Below are 17,010 nucleotides of genomic sequence, written 5' to 3'. Positions count from 1 at the left end.
CGGAAGGTAAGAAGAATATGAATCTATACCGTTTTGAAGTCACTATTAAAGAAGAACTAATTCATGTCATCATCGCCGCAGATTCGGATGAAAAGGCCTTCCAGCTCGTTGATATCGAGCTGGAAAAGCGTTTTTTGAAAATGCCTGAAGTGGATGATATATCATTATACGAAAAAAGAAAAATTAATTATGGAACAGGTTACGTATTATCGGAATTCGAAACAATTCTCTAAGGGAAGGCAGGTTGCATAATGGGGAAAGTATATCTAGTAGGAGCCGGTCCTGGAGATCCAGATTTAATTACAATAAAAGGATTAAAGTGCATTCAAGAAGCCGATGTCATTTTATATGACCGTCTTGTCAATAAAGAACTGTTGAATTATGCAAAAGAAGGAGTCGAATTGATTAATTGCGGTAAACTGCCGGATTATCATTTGTTGCAGCAAGATACAATCAATCGATTTCTAGTTAAATATGCAAAAAAGGGGAAAATTGTTACGCGATTAAAAGGTGGCGATCCCTTTGTTTTTGGAAGAGGCGGAGAGGAAGCTGAAGCCCTTGCAAAAAATGGCGTAAGTTTTGAAATTGTGCCAGGCATTACGGCTGGAATTGCTGCCACAGCTTATGCTGGAATTCCAGTGACCCATCGAGATCATGCTTCTTCATTTGCCATTGTTACCGGCCATCGGAAAAAAGACGAAGATGATAATATCAAGTGGGGATCTCTTGCAAATGGTATTGATACATTAGCTATATACATGGGAGTGAAGAATCTACCGTATATTCAAGGGAAACTTTTGGAGCATGGAAAAAATCCCAATACTCCAGTAGCTCTTATTCATTGGGGAACGTTAAAAACACAAAAGACAGCTGTCAGTACATTAGATAATGTAGTAGAAACAGCCAAAAGTGAGCAAATTTCCAATCCTTGCATGATAGTTGTAGGAGATGTGGTCAATTTACGAGAGAAGATCAAATGGTTTGAACAAAAACAAGCGGAAAATTTGTTGGCAAATGAGGCCTTTTAATGGAAGCTATATTATATATTTGCCATGGAAGCCGTGTCAAAGAAGCATCTGCCCAAGCGATTGATTTTATTCATGTATGCATGGAAGGACAATCTAACACAATTCAGGAGTATTGCTTTTTAGAATTACAAAGTCCTACGATAGAAGATGCCTATGATCGATGTGTGCAACGCGGAGCGACGAAAATCATTGCTATTCCAGTTCTTCTGTTAACTGCTGCACATGCAAAATATGATATTCCAGTAATTCTATGTAAAATGAAAAAACAGTATCCAGAGGTAGAGTTGAAGTACGGAAGACCCATAGGGGTCAGTGATAAAATGGTTGACATTTTAGTAGAAAGATTGAAAGAGACAAACGAAAAGGTAACGGAGAATTCACTAGTTTTATTAGTTGGAAGGGGCAGCAGTGATCCCGACGTGAAACGAGATTTAAGCCAATTAGCGGGTTTACTTAAGCGCAGGTTACCAAAAAGCCAAGTACAAGATTGTTATCTGACTGCTGCTTCACCAACTTTTGCAGAAGCATTGGAAATGGCTGAAGATTCCCAATCAGATCAAATTTTTATTATTCCTTACCTTTTATTTACCGGTATTTTAATGCAATCCATCCAAACAGCTATTAAAAAGATCCAGAAAAAAGGCAAACAGAATTTTGTTCTCTGCCGTTATCTCGGTTATCATCCGAAGATAGAAAAAGCATTATCAGAACGAATTCACGAAGTGTCTGAGGAGGGTGCTTATGTATCCAATTACTCTTAATATTGAGAATAGAAAGTGTATCATTATCGGCGGTGGTAAAATAGCTTACTTTAAAGCGGGCCCCTTACTAGAAGCAGGTGCTGAAGTAACTGTTGTAAGTCCTGAAATATGCGAAGGTTTCCAGAAGCTACAAGAGGAAGGGAAAATCCATGTTTTACTTAAAGAAGTAGAAGAAACTGACTATAAAGATGCTTTTTTAATCATAGCTGCAACAAACTCCTCAGAAATTAACGAGCAAGTCTATAAGAACACATCTCATAGCCAACTTGTTAACGTTATTAGTAATCAAGAGCTGGGCAACTTTCATATACCAGCTACATTGAATAGAGGTAAGCTCACAATTAGCGTTTCTACCAATGGGGCAAGTCCAAAACTCGCTAAAAAAATCCGAAATGATTTACAGGAAGTTTATGATGAGTCATATGAAGAATACCTTGAATTTCTTTTCGAAGTAAGGATGCATATAAAAAAGAGTTCATTATCAAAAGATGAAAAATCTCAGTTACTAAAAGATTCAATTGAGGATATTTATAAATATTCCCTTAAAGAAAGATATCGTTTTTTAGCTAGGCTTTTGCCAGTAGAAACTGAATATAAATCATTGGGCTGATCAGAAAAACTGAAGGCACCTAATCAAAATGAAACAATTATTTTGGTTAGGTGCCTCTTTGTGTCTGAAAATAAATTTTGAATGTTCTATTTACTAGAGAATTGTATGTAGGTCGGGTCGAGGGTAATTTAGGTTCTATCTAAGTAAAAAAAAGGGGGAAGTCATGAAAAAGTTAATCGTTTTAGCCTTTATCGGGTTATTAGCCCAATTAATAGATGGTTCACTTGGAATGGGGTATGGAGTAAGTTCAACTTCCTTATTGTTGACATTCGGGATCGTACCTGCAGTAGCATCAGCATCTGTTCACTTATCTGAAGTAGTAACTACAGCTGTTTCTGGAGCATCTCATATCAAGTTTGGGAACGTAGATAAGAATATGGTCTATCGTTTGATTATTCCAGGTTCTGTTGGAGCATTTGTGGGTGCATGTTTTCTGAGCAATTTGCCAGCTGAATTAGCAAAACCGTATATTGCTATCTTTCTATTTGGCCTAGGAGTATACGTTTTGTTTCGTTTTCTATTTATTTTCAAGCCGTCTAAGGAAAATGAAACCGTAAAGCCATTAACAGCGAAACAATCTATCCCGCTAGGACTTTTTGCAGGGTTTTGTGATGCAACAGGTGGAGGGGGATGGGGACCGATAGCGACGCCTGTTCTATTGTCCAAAAAAGGAATGACTGCGAGGAAAGCTGTCGGGACAGTTGATACTAGTGAGTTTGCGATTGCTTTTTTTGGTAGCCTTGGTTTTATCATTTCTCTTGGATGGGAAGCGGTTAATTGGCTTTGGGTTGGAGCACTGATTATCGGTGGAGTAATTGCCGCACCGATTGCGGCCTGGCTTGTTCGTATGCTTCCTGCTCAATTAATGGGGGTTTTAGTAGGTGGTTTCATCATTTTAATTAATGTAAGAACCCTTTTATCTACATGGGTTCCAGACGATGCACACATCTATATTTATGCAGTTATTGTCATTGGATGGATTGCAGGGATTTATTTTACAATCAATAAGATGTCTACGGCGAAAAAACAAGGTTACGTGGAACAACAGCAGAATGTTTCTTAATTGCGGTAGAAGGCAGAAGTTGATATTACAGATTTGTTTTAATAACTAATGAAAAACTCGTAGGTACATAGAATACCTACGAGAAAGGTCTTTTAATAAAAGCAATATGTTTTTGAGTATGAAATCTACCTATGTATTCTTCTGTATAGTTTACACCTGTTACAATGCAATAATGTAAATAAACATTGAAATGGCTTCTTTCATTAATAAAGGGAAGGGACGTATTCGCCTTGCAATAAAGAGACCACGACTAAAACTATCGAACCAAAAGGCTACCAGACATGATGAGTTCTTAACGTTTCATTCTTGTTCAGACTTTATAGGACTGATTTGACCATTTCTGGAGTTCGTGTCTAAACGCCTCATTGAATAATTCAGCTCCTACATTATTAAACGAACATGTATAAAAATCTCATCCCAACTCTCCCTCATTCAATATTCCATTCTTTATTATAGATCCAATATATCGTTCCAATCTCTATTTACTGCTTTCAACCGAATGAATTTGATGAACCATGTTATAGCCCCGCTGCATAATCTGCTTTCCAGATAGTTTCAGAGTGAACTAAAAAGTGATTTCTCTTTATCGACAGAATTCCGTTCGTTAAACGCAATAAATTATCAATCTTCAAGTTTTTTCGATGTAGTATTCAAAAGTAAAGTATTGCTTACAAGAACTTTATTAGTATGATGCTGAATAGAAACAAACAAGTTAGGCATGGTACAAGAGCCGACATAATTATTATTAAAAGGCATTAAACTGAAAAACTTCCAAATAAGAGGTTCGTTATTAATTGAAATTTCTGTTAATTTAGAAAAATGTAAAATCGTGATGTGTTAATATTGGTATAAAAGGATTTTGTTGTAAAGGTATATGAAAAGGGGAGAAATTGATTGGAGCTTACAAAGAGAGAAAAATTGATAAGAAGAATTGACCGTCATCTTCGTATAACGGCTAGGCAACTTATTATGTTCGATACAGAAGAAGAGACGCTGAAGTTTCTAATAGATTCGTTTCAATCAGATTTAAACTGTGACTTTGTCTGTATTCTTTTGAATGAAGATGGATATTTAATTCCAAAGGTATTCAACGGTGAATCCGATTCATTCATAGAGAATTTCCCTATTAATATCAGGAATAACAGTTCTGACCTTTTAGAATATCCCTTGGCGTTTTCCGATTCGGAAGTAGAGAAAATACATGAACTTTCGGATGTGATTAGAAAAGAAAAGATACAATCATGGTTCACTGTTCCTTATAAAGGGGATTACGGAGTATCAGGTGTCTGTTTAATTGGTTTTAAAGATTTGGTTCCTTTATATCAAGAAATGGTATTGATTTTTACTGACTTTGGAAAAGATATTGCGGTTGCAATCAAATTAGCAAAGCAAAGAGAAGAACAAAAGAAAATTGGAATTGAGTGGATTACGGAAAGTTTATCCGTTAATTCGCCAATAGAAAAAACTATTGGGAAAATAATAGAGAGAGCGGGAAAGGGAACGCAATCAAAGAGAGCTTGTGTTTATTTATATATAGAAAAAGATAATAGTTTCATTTTGCAAGAACCATGCTTTGGCCAACCACTGTCACTAAAAAGAATCGTTCCCCAGAATAATAAACTTATCGACTACTTTCCATATCTTGCTGCATGGGGAGGTAAAGCATTAACAGTTTCCTTAACGATGAATTTAAAAACGATTGGTGTGCTCCACGTAGAAGAGAAGGAAACTAACAACGGAATATATACAGCAGATGATTTACAAACTTTAAAATTGATGGCTCAACATATGGCTGCATTAATTGAAAATATCCGATTATTTGAAAGTGAAAAGGAGCATAAGCAAAGATTGCATATGCTGCTAGATTATCAGCAGGCTTTGGTAAAAGAAACGATTGAGCAAGATAGTTTTATTGGTATAACCAATACAGTCAGCGAACTTTTCTCTAGTTCGGTCTTACTCTTTGATCGGTTCATGAGACCTATTGCCCATTCCATGTATCCATTAGATAACGCTGACGTTCAGTTACTTATTGAACAGGCGACTTACCAGGTATTTCAAGGGCGTAATCAAGAAATTTGGCAGGCATCCATGGGTGACACGGAAAAAAAACTAATGATCTGGCCAATTAATCACGGAGGAGATCTTCTCGGACATTTGGCTATTCATCTAAACCAAAATCACATGGATGACTTTTTTAAGCTCAGTGTCAATATCGCTAGAAATATATTCTATTTGCAATTTATTAAACAAAAGCTTGTGTTTGATACGAAAGAACAGGTTAAGGATGGTTTTATCAATAAATTGTTAGTGCATAATTTGATAAATGAAGAAGAAATCATTCAATATGCAAATGTATTCAATTGGAATTTATTTTTACCTCACCGTATTTCTGTACTTTCTTTTAATTTTGGAAACAAAGTTGAATCTGAAAATGGAATTATTGAGTTTCAAGAGAAAAAAACCTTGTTATTTAACCGGGTGAGGGAGTGGATTGCAGCATTTGATAAAGAAATTCTATTTGCAACTAAAGGGGAATTATTTATATTAATCGTCCCAATTTCAATAGAGAAAGATAACCCGAGGGAATTTTGGACTAAACTCTTTACCTATATCCAAAAGTGGAGCAAGACTGAACTGGCAAAGCCCTTCTATTTAGGTATAGGAGGAAAAACAGCAGCAATCGGTGACTATTTTGTTTCTTATCAACAAGCTGTGGAATCGCAAAACGTGATAATAAACCAGTTTAAAGAATCGAATTTTGTTCTTTATGATGATTTAGGAGCATACCCTTTATTTCATCATTTGAAGAACAGTACATCGACCCGATTGTTCATAAAAAAATATCTAAGCCCTATTTTAAATGACTCTGATGACAAAAATAATACCCTTTTTCAGACACTGCGAGCTTATTTAAATAATAATGGAAGCATTAAAGAAACTTCTGAGGAACTTTTCATTCATCGCAGTACACTGCAGTACAGAATGGAAAAGATTCAGAGCCTGTTGGATATCGAATTGACTAGTTCTGAACAGCGATTTAATCTGCAGCTCGCATTTAAATTAAATGACATCATTGATTTGTAATTCGACATGATGATGAAAAACTAAATACTTTTTCCTTCACGGTGCAGGTATTTTTGACTGCCCTATTTTTTTATAATGAAAATACAGAATAAACAAAAAACAAGTGTGGTTTTTAAAAGGTTTGGTGATAAGACTTACAGAAAAATGAAAGCGATTACAGGGAGGGGCTAATATGATGAAGGACATACAGAGTATTCTTGAGAATGCTTACAAGGCTGAACCGGATAAGGAAGCTATATTCGATGGTTATAGGAGAATTACCTATAGGGAGTTATATTCAGATGTAGAAAATCTGTCATCAGCGCTTGCTCATTTAAATATTACAAAAGGAGATCGAGTGATGGTCTGCTTGCCAAATTGGCATGAATTCGTCACTATTACATTCAGCCTTGCTAAAATAGGAGCGATCATTGTTCCTTGTAATACAAGATATAAAGCAGATGAGCTCTCATACATATTAGAAAATTCGAGGTCAAAAGCAGTGTTTTTAATAGACAATAATGATCATATAGAGATTTTTAAGAATAAAGTAAATAACACAACAGTAAGTAAAGGACTTGAACAAATCTTTACGGTTCGATGTAAATCTGAAGGATATAGGTCTTTAGAAGAATTAATCGAGCTAGGTAGGGAAAAGTCTACCCCTAAAATCATGATTGATTCTCGAGAAGATATATTTTCGATTCTATATACATCTGGTACGACTGGTAATCCAAAAGGTGTAATGCTGACTCATTATAATGTATTAAAAACTGCTCAATTAACCAATGTAGCATTGGAAAGTTCGAAGGAGGATGTATTCTTAATTCCTGTTCCTGTCTTTCATATATTTGGGATGGCTGCATCGATTGTGCCAGCCGTTGAGGCTGGAGCAAAAATGGTTTTGTTGGAAGAGTATAAAGCATTAAAAGCCTTAAGACTAGTAGAACAAGAGAAAATAACAGTCCATCAAGGAGTCCCAACTATGTTTATTTTGGAGCTTAATCACCCTGAATTTGCAGACATGGACTTATCCTCACTAAGAACAGGGATTATTGCTGCAGCTCCATGTCCCGAAGAAATTGTTAAAAAAATAAGAATCGAAATGGGTTGTAATATTGTTGTTGCTTATGGTTCTACAGAGACGTCTTCTACACTTACTGTAACATCCTTGGAAGATGATGATATAATCCGCTCTCAAACAGTTGGAAAGCCAACTTCTGGTTCAGAAGTGAAAATTATTGATTCAAACAGAAAAGAGATGCCTACAGGTGAAATTGGAGAGATAATCTGTCGGAGCCCTGGGGTCATGAAAGGTTATTTTGAGATGCCTGAAAAAACTAGTGAAGCCGTTGATTCAGATGGCTGGTTTTATACGGGGGATCTTGGAACAATAGATGATCAGGGGAACCTCCGAATCGTAGGCAGGAAAAAAGAGCTGATTATTAGGGGAGGTTATAATATCTATCCCCGAGAAGTCGAAGAATTGCTTTATCAGCATCATAGTGTATTAGAAGTGGCCATTATTGGTCTGCCAGATACTGTTATGGGTGAGGTGGCCTGTGCGGCTATTAAATTAAAACCGGGTAAAGAGGAAACAGAGGAATCCATTCGGGAATTTATTGAAGAACGTATAGCAAATTATAAAGTACCTGACCGTTTTATCTTTTTAGATGAGCTGCCTATGACCCCTAGTGGGAAAATTAAAAAGTTAGCGTTACAGGAAGAATTGAGAGCGAAATTGCATTCTACTTTACGCTAAATATAATTCCTTATTCGATGTGGATACTAAATATTATTTTTATTGCCTGTTTCTACACTGAAAAGAGCTCAGTTAAACTCAGTAAAAATGTTGCAAATACATGGACGAAGCAGGTCTAATAAATGTGGAAACCATTGAAATAGTCATAAAAAAAGATTTCTAAACTGATGGTATAAAGCGGTCATATAAGTGTCTCTTAAAGGGAATGGGAAGATGTATTCTATTGAATGGAAGCCTAGAGATTTAATTCTCAAGGCTTCTTTATATTCAATAATAAAAGAAACAAGTCAAAAAGGAGTGTCTGCAGACTAGCAGATGCTTTTTTTAAAGGAAGTGGTTTCGTATTTTGCATCAAACAGTCATGATTATTGAAGAGTTTCTTCCTAAAATTAGTAAACGCTTAATCGAATTTTATTGTATAATTCTGAATGAGAATAATCTAATTTACCAAACAATTGGAGAAGGGATACAATATGAGAAATAAAGGAAAATACCGGATTGTTATTGAGATATTGAGTATTATATTTGGTAGCTTATTAATTGCTATTGGTGCAAATACATTGTTACTTCCAGCTAATTTACTGTCTGGAGGTGTCATAGGGATTTGTATGATTTTGTACCACTTTTTTCATTGGTCAGTGGGAGTACAATATTTTATCTATAATATCCCACTATTAATCTTAGGATATATCCATTTAGGGAAAAAATTTATCCTTTATACAATTCTTGCTGTCATTTCTGACACCATATTCCTTCATTTTATCCCCATTCGTCTAATGTGGACGGATAATATTATTTTAGCTTCTATTTTCGGGGGTATAATTTCTTTTGCTGGCGGAGCAATCATGCTTCGTGTAGGAGGTTCAAATGGCGGATTAGATGTTCTTGGACGGATCATTGCTAAACACAAAAATCTGTCCATTGCAAAATTTGGTCTTATCGTTAATCTGATTATTGTTGCTATTTCTGCTGTGATTTTTGATGTACAGGCAGCCATGTTTACCATTCTTTCGCTATATGTTGGAGCTAAGACTTATGAATCCTTACTTAATATGGCGGAAAGAAGTTCTGTAATTATTGTGACGGATAAGGGAGAAGAGATATCTGAAGCTCTCAATCAAGCGTTCCATCGCGGTGTTACATCTTGGGACGCTTTAGGTGCCTACTCACATAGTGAAAAACAAGTCATACTTTGTGTGATTGTGAATATTCAATGGTCAGAATTATGTCAAACTGTACAAAGTATAGATGATCACGCATTTATTTCAGCCATGCCAGCTCAAAAAGTCATTGGTAATTTTAAAAATGTCTGGTAGAAAAAAGAATTAGATATAAGGGAAGATCCGTTCGTAAAAGTAAAACCTTTGCGGATGGGTCTTTTTTTATAAAATGGTTTTTTTATCCTTTTGTTAAAGTACTAAATGAAGGAGACATCTTTATGAAAAAAAAGGGGGGATTTCAAGTAATTTCAATATCAATTATTAAAGCCCATGATTGGGAACAGGAATGTTCTATACTTTCATTCACAAGATCGTTTTGGCAGAAACAAAGAAGAAATCCTTCAGGATTGGCATGAGATCACAAAAAATATCCAAGCGGATATCGTTGTCATGGATATTCCATTATTGGATACTACTTAATTTAAAGATAGCCAAGGTCCAAGGTACATTCATTGCGGATCTTGTTTTACAAATCAATTCCTAGATGGTGGAAGTGGAACAGGACCGTATTCGAAAACTACGGAATGGGGCAATTGATGTGGCTTTGCAAAATGGTGTGCTATTCGGACGACCGAAAATTCAAGAAACGGAAGAGTTTAATGAAGTCTATGATTTTTGGAAAGCAGAAGAGATGACAGCTGGTAAAGCTAAAGCCATGTCAGAACTAGACATTATAAAGACGACTTTTTATAAGTTGGTTAAGGAATATGAAAAAGATTTTAAGAAGAGCATTTTATATATAAAAGAAACTCGACAATAAAAGAAGAAGGGTTTGCTCAAGGAAGCAAATGCTATTCACTGGTAAGAGAGAGGCGTTTGGAATTGCGGAAAAAACCTCATTGAACCGAAACAAAAAGAAGAAAAATGAAGGAATCAACGTTTCTAATATCCAATATTTCTTTTTGACTATTTATACTGAAAAGGGCACAGATTTTATTATGATAGATTATAAATCTTCTTAAACTTCTAAAAAAAGTTAGTGATGCAAATGTTAACTAAAGTATAGTTGCACCAATTGTGACCGGTGAATTAGTACAAGTTGCTGGCGAAAATCTTGCGCATTGATATGATATGTCAAATACAACTTTTAGCTCTAAATCAGTAGCGTTATATTTATTTATTTATTTAATCGTTCAGAGACGTCATTCGTTAATATCGGCAAGAGTACTATAATCTAATCAGACCTATATTGAAATGAGCGAAAAAATGTATCTAGGCGTTAAGAAATAGTCAAAATAGAGAGAAATTAAAGCACCTATTACCATTTGGTGTTTTTTTATTTTGAAGAATTAACGAAGCACCCCTTTTGTCATTTTGATATTTTTGCTAAAGACAAGGTAAAAAGCCACATAGTATGTTCACAATTTGTTGACTTTCTCGACTGTAAGCAAAAATTACTAATATATTACCAAGTTTTGTAGTTTATGTCATATAAGATCAAAATATGCATGATTTTGTAATGAAACTGTAAAAAAAAGTGTCGTGAATGAGTGATAGAATTAAAAAAAGAGATTTTCTGGAGGAAAATATATAATATGAAAAAAATTATAGCTGCATGTGTTGTGACCGGTTTGTTGCTATCCAATCCTTTAGTTAGTAATGCTGCATTAGGTGATCGTACGTTGAAAAGTGGAATGACGCATACCGAAGTTAAACAATTACAAGGGGTTCTGAAGAAAAAAGGATACTTCACTAGTAAAAACACGACTACATATTTTGGGACGGTTACGAAAAGCTCAGTTGTGAAATTTCAAAAAAGAAAAGGCCTAAAAGCAGATGGTATTGTCGGTTCGAATACCTATAAGGCTTTGGGGATAACCAAAAAAAACGCCCAACAAGCAAACAGTTATTCATCTGCTAAGCTGGTAAGTAACGCTAAAAAACATTTGAATGTCCCTTATGTATGGGGAGGGAGTTCGCCAAAAGGTTTTGATTGCAGTGGGTTTGTAAAATATGTTTTTAAAGAAAGTTCCAATGTGACTATGCCACGAACTGTTGGGGAAGTATACAAGAAGGGGAAAAAGGTTTCTTCCCCAAAAGCCGGGGATCTTGTGTTTTTTGAAACCTATAAATCAGGTGCCTCTCATATGGGGATTTATATCGGTGGAAACCAATTCATTCATAGCTCCTCCTCAAAAGGTGTATCAATTACTTCGATGAATAATAGTTATTGGTCGGATAGATATATAGGAGCAAAAACATATAAATGATAGGGTTACTTTTCTGACATATAAATATAGAGTTTAAGGCCAGTTCTGTTAAAAAAGGACTGGCTTTTGCTTTTTTTAGTACAATAGGGTTATTATATAGACCACTTCATTAGGTTTATTGAAAAATTCATGAACTTCTTTTTCTGCTTTTTTTATATTTAGGTTCGTGCCGGCTCCTCTTTTTTCGTAAACATCATCGTAACTTGTGAAAATGAGGTCTACTGGTAGTCTAAAGTCGTCGCCAGTCTGAATTGACCGTTTAGAAGCATAATGATTAGTGTTTGGAAGATAAAGGGTGTGGGAAGTCAGAAAGAGTAAAAAGTGAGTATGATGTGAAAATTATTAATGCAGTTATTGAAGCAAATAATAATTCGAAGGGGCTCTGAAATGGGGACATCAAAAAAATAGGGATTTTGTTTATGATCTGTAGTATGTTTTAAGTATCATCAATTATGTTGTTTAATCTAAGGCGTTATAAATTTTTCGAGTAAAATTAAGTAGATATGGATGTTTTGGGCACTACAAACTCCTGGCTTTGTTATTGACGCTTACTTAACTGGCATGCCTGTTTTTTTAGTTTTATTCTTAAAGTTACTGCATTTTTTGATATGTTATTATTTGTTGGAGGAGATTTATGGACGAGGCTGCTAAGTTAATAACTGACTTTATTTAAAGCCAAAGTCATACCAAATATGTGCTTCAATCTCCTATATAATATGAATTGATTATCAATAGGGGATGAAAGATAGGAGAGAAAGTCATGCATCTAGAAAAATTAATTGATCGAAGAAAAACACATTCGGTTAAATGGTACATAGAAGATCAAGATATTATTCCATTATGTATTGCCGATATGGATTTTCAAGTTTCAGAAGAAATAGTAAATGCCATAAGTCAAAAGGCACTGCACGGAATTTACGGGTATAGTACGTTTTGTGAGCGTTATTATGATGCTGTTCAGTATTGGTGGAAAACACAATACGATTGGGAGTTAAAACGAGAATGGATTTCTTTTAGCCCGGGAATCATTCCTGGAATTAATTTATTATTAAAAGCATTAACACAACCGGGTGATGGGGTTATCGTACAAGACCCCGTATATTATCCGTTCTTTTCTACGATTGAAACACAAGGTTGTACCATTTTAAACAATTCTCTCATTTATTCGAATGGTACCTATGAAATGAATTTTGAAGATTTTGAGGAAAAAGCATCACAGCCAAATACGAAAGTATTTATTTTGTGTAGCCCTCACAATCCAGTAGGTAGAGTGTGGACTCCTGAAGAATTGAGAAAAATAGGAGAAATTTGTGATAAACATGGTGTCTTTGTTATTTCGGATGAAATGCATGGAGATTTAACTTACTCAGGTTATAAACACATACCATTTGCAACGGTTCATCCAAACCATTTAAAATTTTCTATTACATGTGCTGCACCGAGTAAAACATTTAACATTGCGGGAATGCAAAGCTCTATTTTTATTATTCCGAATAGAGATGTTAAAGAAAAGTATGAGGCGCTTTTAACAGGATATGGATTAATGCGTCCAAATGCCTTTGCCGTGGAGGGAACGATTGCTGCCTACTATAAAGGTTTACCTTGGCTACAAGAAGTAAAGGAGTATTTGGAAGAGAATCTTCAATATGTTTGTTCCTTTTTAAAAGAATATATTCCTTCAATTAAAGTTGTGAAACCAGAAGCAACCCATTTGATTTGGTTAGATTGTCGAGATCTAGGAATTCCACATGACAAATTGCATTCGTTCTTCTTAGAAAATGTAAGAGTTCGCCTCGATGAAGGTATGAAGTTCGGTAGCGGTGGCTATGGTTTTGAACGTATAAATATTGCATGTCCGCGTGAGGTTCTAACTGAGGCTTTACTTAGAATGAAAGCGGCAGTAAAAGGAAAAGAAGAAACCTGCTAACGATTTTTGCTAGCAGGTTTCTTCTTTATTTTACTCATGAATAAATCCACTACCTTTCCATTGTGTTAGGCGGGTGTTACTACAGACTTTCCAGAAAGGAAAAGACCCTTTCTGTAAAGTCTGGTGCGTGTCGATTCGGCATTATATGGCCCGAAAACCTCGGACTATATGGGTGGCGCCAACACTCCTAGTTACCTATTACATTTTCAGCAAAATAATGTCGGAAAAGGTAGGAAAATATTTTTCAGTTTTGTACAATAATATATAAGAAAATGGAAAAGGGGTTTTACAATGGAAGGCATATCCGATCATTTGAAAGAAAACCTAGATATTTTGTTTGTTGGCTTTAATCCAAGTATCCGTTCGGGACAGACAGGTCATCATTATGCGAATCCCAACAATCGCTTTTGGAAAATTCTCTTCGAATCTGGACTTACACCTAGAAAATATCACCCAACTGAAGATTCTTCATTACTAGATTTAGGCTATGGTTTTACAAATATCGTTTCTAGGCCTACCAAAGCTGCTGATGAAATCACAAAAGAAGAGTATAAAGAAGGCAGGAAACAATTAAAGAAAAAAATTGAAAAATATAAACCTTTACTAGTCTGTTTCGTTGGTAAGGGTGTCTATCAGGAATATCGGCAAATACGAAAAATTGCATGGGGACTCCAAAAAAATTCAGACGATGTCGTGACGAAGGAATTTGTTGCTCCATCATCAAGCGGTTTAGTAAGAATGAGAATTGAAGAAATTATTGAAATATATAGTGAGTTGCCAGTACTTATCGACAATTTAAAATATAGTTAATGTTACATACTAAAACAAGGGTGGAGTTTTATATGAGTCAGGATAGTGCGGAATGGAAAAGTGGTACTTTTTCCGATGTTAAAGAAGGTGAAGGCTTTTGGCAGGGCGTTAAGGATTGTATTCCGACATTATTGGGATACTTAAGCATTGGTTTTGCAGCAGGGGTAGTCGAAAAAACGTCAGGATTAAGCATGATTGAAGTGGCACTTATGTCTCTTTTACTATATGCAGGATCCGGCCAATTTATAGCAGCAGGTATGATTGCTGCAAGCCATCCGGTATCGGCCATTATTTTCACGATATTTTTCGTTAACAGTCGTCATCTTTTATTAAGTGCAGCATTGGCACCTTATTTCCGACATCAAACCTCGAGGCAAAACCTGATAACAGGAGCCTTATTAACTGATGAAACGTTTGGAGTGGCTGTCACCCAAGCGCAGAAAAAGAAAAAACTTGATTTTAAATGGATGTTAGGCCTGAATCTAGCAGCCTATTTAAACTGGTTTGTTGCAAACATGGCAGGGGGTTATTTTGGCCAGTGGATTCCGAATCCAGAAAAATACGGGATGGACTTTGCCTTGCCTGCTATGTTTATTGGTCTATTAGTTTTACAGATTCTAAGTAAAAAAAAGTTTTTCATAGATCTTGTAGTCGCTTTAAGTGCCATTTTAATTGTGGTTGCTATAAGTTTTATCTTTCCTGGAAGTACAGGCGTTATAGTTGCAACAATATTAGCTTCAGCGATAGGGATGGTGATTGAAAGATGGAAATAACAGGATATATCCTTCTTGTTATCTTAGGTACTTCAATTGTAACCTTCATCCCCAGAGTCGTTCCATTAATGCTGCTTAGCAAAATGGAGATTCCTGAGTGGGGAATCAATTGGTTAAAGCATGTACCAGTAGCCGTTATGGCTGCTTTGCTTGCACAAGAACTTCTTTTATCAGAGCAGGCCTTTTCAATTAAGGAAAATGCACTGAATTTAGCTGCGGCTATACCGACGTTTATAGTTGCCATTTTTACTAGAAGTTTATTAGTAACTGTTCTAATAGGAGTACTATCTTTGATGGTAATGAGATTTTTCTTTTAAAATAGGCAAAATAAAGACTAAACATTATAACGACAGGACAATATTACTAGTAGTGAGTAATCATTACTAGTTTTTTTGTGCTCATATATAAATAGCAAAAAATATAAAGTTTTTTCTTATCAAATAGGCATATAACGCTTTTTAGAGAACATTGAAAGCTTGATTATCAAAAGAGACCTTTAGTACATAAACTAATGTAAATGAACTTCTAGAATGTAGTTTCTGATAACTGAATTGAAAGCGCTTCTAATTTAAAATAAATGACAAAACGTTTAGAAAATGGAAGGCTGTCAACAATGAGAATAAGCAAATAGCTTCGGAGGTGTATAACTAATGAATGTAAACGGTGCACTAGAGGTTCTTGATCGTATGCGTCTTTCCAATGGAGCGTATACAGCGAGTGTTTCCAATGATTATAATTATGTCTGGATCCGGGATGTCGTATATACAGTATTGCCTTTTTTAAATGATACATCCGATCGTTATGAGAAAGCGTACCATGCTTTATTTGAGTTATTTCGAACCTACGAATGGAAAATAGATATTCATACTGAACAGAAACCCCAGTATCTTTTTGAATTTATCCATTCTAGATATTCCACTGATCTTAAAGAACTTCCGGAAGAGTGGGGGCATGCTCAAAATGATGCGATTGGTGCCTTTTTATGGGGAGTTGGTGAAGGGTATCGGCATGGTAAAAAGGTGTTAAGAGATGAGCATGATTTACGGATTGTTCAAAAGTTAGTTAACTACTTGGAATGCCTTCAATATTGGCAATCAGAAGATAATGGCATGTGGGAAGAAAATATAGAAATTCACGCTTCCAGTATCGGTGCCTGTGTAGCTGGTTTGAATTCCGTTAAAATGCTAGTCAACGTAAAAGAGGAATTAATTAAAAGGGGTGAGGAAACACTTCGTTTTTTGCTTCCAAGAGAAAGCTATACGAAAGAGACGGACTTAGCCCTACTATCTTTAATTTATCCTTACCGGCTTGTCGATCGAGATACAGCCCTTAAAATATTGCAGAATGTTTCAGAACGTCTTGAAAGAACAAACGGCTGTATACGGTATGAAAGGGACCTTTATTATAATGAAGGTCAAGAAGCAGAGTGGTGTTTCGGACTTCCGTGGCTGGGATTATGCTATCATGAACTAGGTATGATGAACAAGGCAAAGGAATATATAGAGAAAACAAAAAATATAATACCAGAGAACTGGGAAGTTCCTGAATTATATATCGGAGGCAGTAATATTCCTAACGGAAATACTCCTCTGGCATGGTCCGTTTCTTTATCTTATTTATTCTTAACAAAAACTAAAATGATACGTACTGAACAAGTAACATGAAGTTTTCGTACATGGCTACTTAGAGCTCTTCCTAAAATATGGGAAGGGCTTTAATTTTGTACTTTATTTTTACATAAAATGGTTATATTTTACGAAAAATGTTTTAAAATTTAAAA

General features: G+C 35.4%; 16 protein-coding genes. All 16 read left to right on the top strand.

All coding sequences use genetic code 11. From position 1 onward, the window contains the following. Nucleotides 1-17: 17 nt before the first annotated feature. The 16 genes from RE409_RS15515 to RE409_RS15440 all read left to right on the top strand — a co-directional run bounded on the left by RE409_RS15515 (nucleotide 18) and on the right by RE409_RS15440 (nucleotide 16,894). Nucleotides 18-233, top strand: coding sequence for a DUF3906 family protein (locus RE409_RS15515; RefSeq protein ID WP_201224221.1), 216 nt, complete (start codon nucleotides 18-20; stop codon nucleotides 231-233). Between the two features lie 18 nt (nucleotides 234-251). Beyond that, complete coding sequence (gene cobA, locus RE409_RS15510; protein WP_201185138.1) at nucleotides 252-1,028, top strand: uroporphyrinogen-III C-methyltransferase; 777 nt, start codon at nucleotides 252-254, stop codon at nucleotides 1,026-1,028. Then, the gene (locus RE409_RS15505; RefSeq protein WP_201185136.1) at nucleotides 1,028-1,789 is read left to right on the top strand and encodes a sirohydrochlorin chelatase; all 762 of its coding nucleotides are present in this window, start codon (nucleotides 1,028-1,030) and stop codon (nucleotides 1,787-1,789) included. The genes cobA and RE409_RS15505 overlap by 1 nt, the downstream gene beginning before the upstream one ends. Further along, a complete protein-coding gene (locus RE409_RS15500; protein WP_201185134.1) occupies nucleotides 1,770-2,399 on the top strand; it encodes an NAD(P)-binding protein in 630 nt (209 codons plus the stop codon). The genes RE409_RS15505 and RE409_RS15500 overlap by 20 nt, the downstream gene beginning before the upstream one ends. Nucleotides 2,400-2,562: 163 nt before the next feature. Beyond that, nucleotides 2,563-3,462 carry a sulfite exporter TauE/SafE family protein gene (locus tag RE409_RS15495; RefSeq protein WP_201185132.1) on the top strand — a complete coding sequence of 300 codons (900 nt, stop codon included), beginning with the start codon at nucleotides 2,563-2,565 and terminating at the stop codon, nucleotides 3,460-3,462. Between the two features lie 894 nt (nucleotides 3,463-4,356). Continuing rightward, nucleotides 4,357-6,549, top strand: a complete 2,193-nt coding sequence (locus RE409_RS15490; RefSeq protein WP_201250815.1) for a helix-turn-helix domain-containing protein — start codon at nucleotides 4,357-4,359, stop codon at nucleotides 6,547-6,549. A gap of 172 nt (nucleotides 6,550-6,721) precedes the next feature. Beyond that, nucleotides 6,722-8,290 (top strand): class I adenylate-forming enzyme family protein, encoded by a 1,569-nt coding sequence (locus tag RE409_RS15485; protein ID WP_201250816.1) that lies wholly within the window; start codon nucleotides 6,722-6,724, stop codon nucleotides 8,288-8,290. A gap of 473 nt (nucleotides 8,291-8,763) precedes the next feature. Further along, the gene (locus tag RE409_RS15480; protein WP_098175024.1) at nucleotides 8,764-9,606 is read left to right on the top strand and encodes a YitT family protein; all 843 of its coding nucleotides are present in this window, start codon (nucleotides 8,764-8,766) and stop codon (nucleotides 9,604-9,606) included. Nucleotides 9,607-9,780: 174 nt separating this feature from the next. Continuing rightward, nucleotides 9,781-9,930 carry a hypothetical protein gene (locus RE409_RS15475; protein WP_242486033.1) on the top strand — a complete coding sequence of 50 codons (150 nt, stop codon included), beginning with the start codon at nucleotides 9,781-9,783 and terminating at the stop codon, nucleotides 9,928-9,930. A gap of 64 nt (nucleotides 9,931-9,994) precedes the next feature. After that, the gene (locus RE409_RS15470) at nucleotides 9,995-10,270 is read left to right on the top strand and encodes a hypothetical protein (protein ID WP_242486032.1); all 276 of its coding nucleotides are present in this window, start codon (nucleotides 9,995-9,997) and stop codon (nucleotides 10,268-10,270) included. Between the two features lie 775 nt (nucleotides 10,271-11,045). Next, the gene (locus RE409_RS15465; RefSeq protein ID WP_056527327.1) at nucleotides 11,046-11,720 is read left to right on the top strand and encodes a C40 family peptidase; all 675 of its coding nucleotides are present in this window, start codon (nucleotides 11,046-11,048) and stop codon (nucleotides 11,718-11,720) included. 760 nt (nucleotides 11,721-12,480) lie between these two features. Further along, nucleotides 12,481-13,647 carry a MalY/PatB family protein gene (locus tag RE409_RS15460; RefSeq protein ID WP_201224225.1) on the top strand — a complete coding sequence of 389 codons (1,167 nt, stop codon included), beginning with the start codon at nucleotides 12,481-12,483 and terminating at the stop codon, nucleotides 13,645-13,647. A 291-nt stretch (nucleotides 13,648-13,938) separates the two neighbouring features. After that, on the top strand, nucleotides 13,939-14,457 hold the full coding sequence (locus tag RE409_RS15455; protein ID WP_201185125.1) for a mismatch-specific DNA-glycosylase: 519 nt from the start codon (nucleotides 13,939-13,941) through the stop codon (nucleotides 14,455-14,457). Nucleotides 14,458-14,489: 32 nt separating this feature from the next. Beyond that, nucleotides 14,490-15,230, top strand: coding sequence for an AzlC family ABC transporter permease (locus tag RE409_RS15450; protein WP_056527315.1), 741 nt, complete (start codon nucleotides 14,490-14,492; stop codon nucleotides 15,228-15,230). Further along, the gene (locus RE409_RS15445; protein WP_309557784.1) at nucleotides 15,221-15,547 is read left to right on the top strand and encodes an AzlD domain-containing protein; all 327 of its coding nucleotides are present in this window, start codon (nucleotides 15,221-15,223) and stop codon (nucleotides 15,545-15,547) included. Before RE409_RS15450 ends, RE409_RS15445 begins: the two co-directional genes overlap by 10 nt. Before the next feature lie 333 nt (nucleotides 15,548-15,880). Further along, nucleotides 15,881-16,894: a glycoside hydrolase family 15 protein gene (locus RE409_RS15440; protein ID WP_201185121.1), complete on the top strand. Its 1,014-nt coding sequence runs from the start codon at nucleotides 15,881-15,883 to the stop codon at nucleotides 16,892-16,894. The last annotated feature ends 116 nt before the right edge of the window (nucleotides 16,895-17,010 follow it).

This window comes from Peribacillus sp. R9-11, assembly GCF_031345095.1.
Classification (GTDB): domain Bacteria; phylum Bacillota; class Bacilli; order Bacillales; family DSM-1321; genus Peribacillus; species Peribacillus butanolivorans.
Note: the sequence above shows the minus strand (reverse complement) of the source record. Positions and strands in the feature narration are given on the sequence as shown.

Bases quoted from the DNA above. Each gene is read 5' to 3' on its own strand.
- RE409_RS15515 (WP_201224221.1), top strand. From the start codon at position 18: ATGAATCTATACCGTTTTGAAGTCACTATTAAAGAAGAACTAATTCAT.
- cobA (WP_201185138.1), top strand. From the start codon at position 252: ATGGGGAAAGTATATCTAGTAGGAGCCGGTCCTGGAGATCCAGATTTA.
- RE409_RS15505 (WP_201185136.1), top strand. From the start codon at position 1,028: ATGGAAGCTATATTATATATTTGCCATGGAAGCCGTGTCAAAGAAGCA.
- RE409_RS15500 (WP_201185134.1), top strand. From the start codon at position 1,770: ATGTATCCAATTACTCTTAATATTGAGAATAGAAAGTGTATCATTATC.
- RE409_RS15495 (WP_201185132.1), top strand. From the start codon at position 2,563: ATGAAAAAGTTAATCGTTTTAGCCTTTATCGGGTTATTAGCCCAATTA.
- RE409_RS15485 (WP_201250816.1), top strand. From the start codon at position 6,722: ATGATGAAGGACATACAGAGTATTCTTGAGAATGCTTACAAGGCTGAA.
- RE409_RS15480 (WP_098175024.1), top strand. From the start codon at position 8,764: ATGAGAAATAAAGGAAAATACCGGATTGTTATTGAGATATTGAGTATT.
- RE409_RS15475 (WP_242486033.1), top strand. From the start codon at position 9,781: ATGATTGGGAACAGGAATGTTCTATACTTTCATTCACAAGATCGTTTT.
- RE409_RS15470 (WP_242486032.1), top strand. From the start codon at position 9,995: ATGGTGGAAGTGGAACAGGACCGTATTCGAAAACTACGGAATGGGGCA.
- RE409_RS15465 (WP_056527327.1), top strand. From the start codon at position 11,046: ATGAAAAAAATTATAGCTGCATGTGTTGTGACCGGTTTGTTGCTATCC.
- RE409_RS15460 (WP_201224225.1), top strand. From the start codon at position 12,481: ATGCATCTAGAAAAATTAATTGATCGAAGAAAAACACATTCGGTTAAA.
- RE409_RS15455 (WP_201185125.1), top strand. From the start codon at position 13,939: ATGGAAGGCATATCCGATCATTTGAAAGAAAACCTAGATATTTTGTTT.
- RE409_RS15450 (WP_056527315.1), top strand. From the start codon at position 14,490: ATGAGTCAGGATAGTGCGGAATGGAAAAGTGGTACTTTTTCCGATGTT.
- RE409_RS15445 (WP_309557784.1), top strand. From the start codon at position 15,221: ATGGAAATAACAGGATATATCCTTCTTGTTATCTTAGGTACTTCAATT.
- RE409_RS15440 (WP_201185121.1), top strand. From the start codon at position 15,881: ATGAATGTAAACGGTGCACTAGAGGTTCTTGATCGTATGCGTCTTTCC.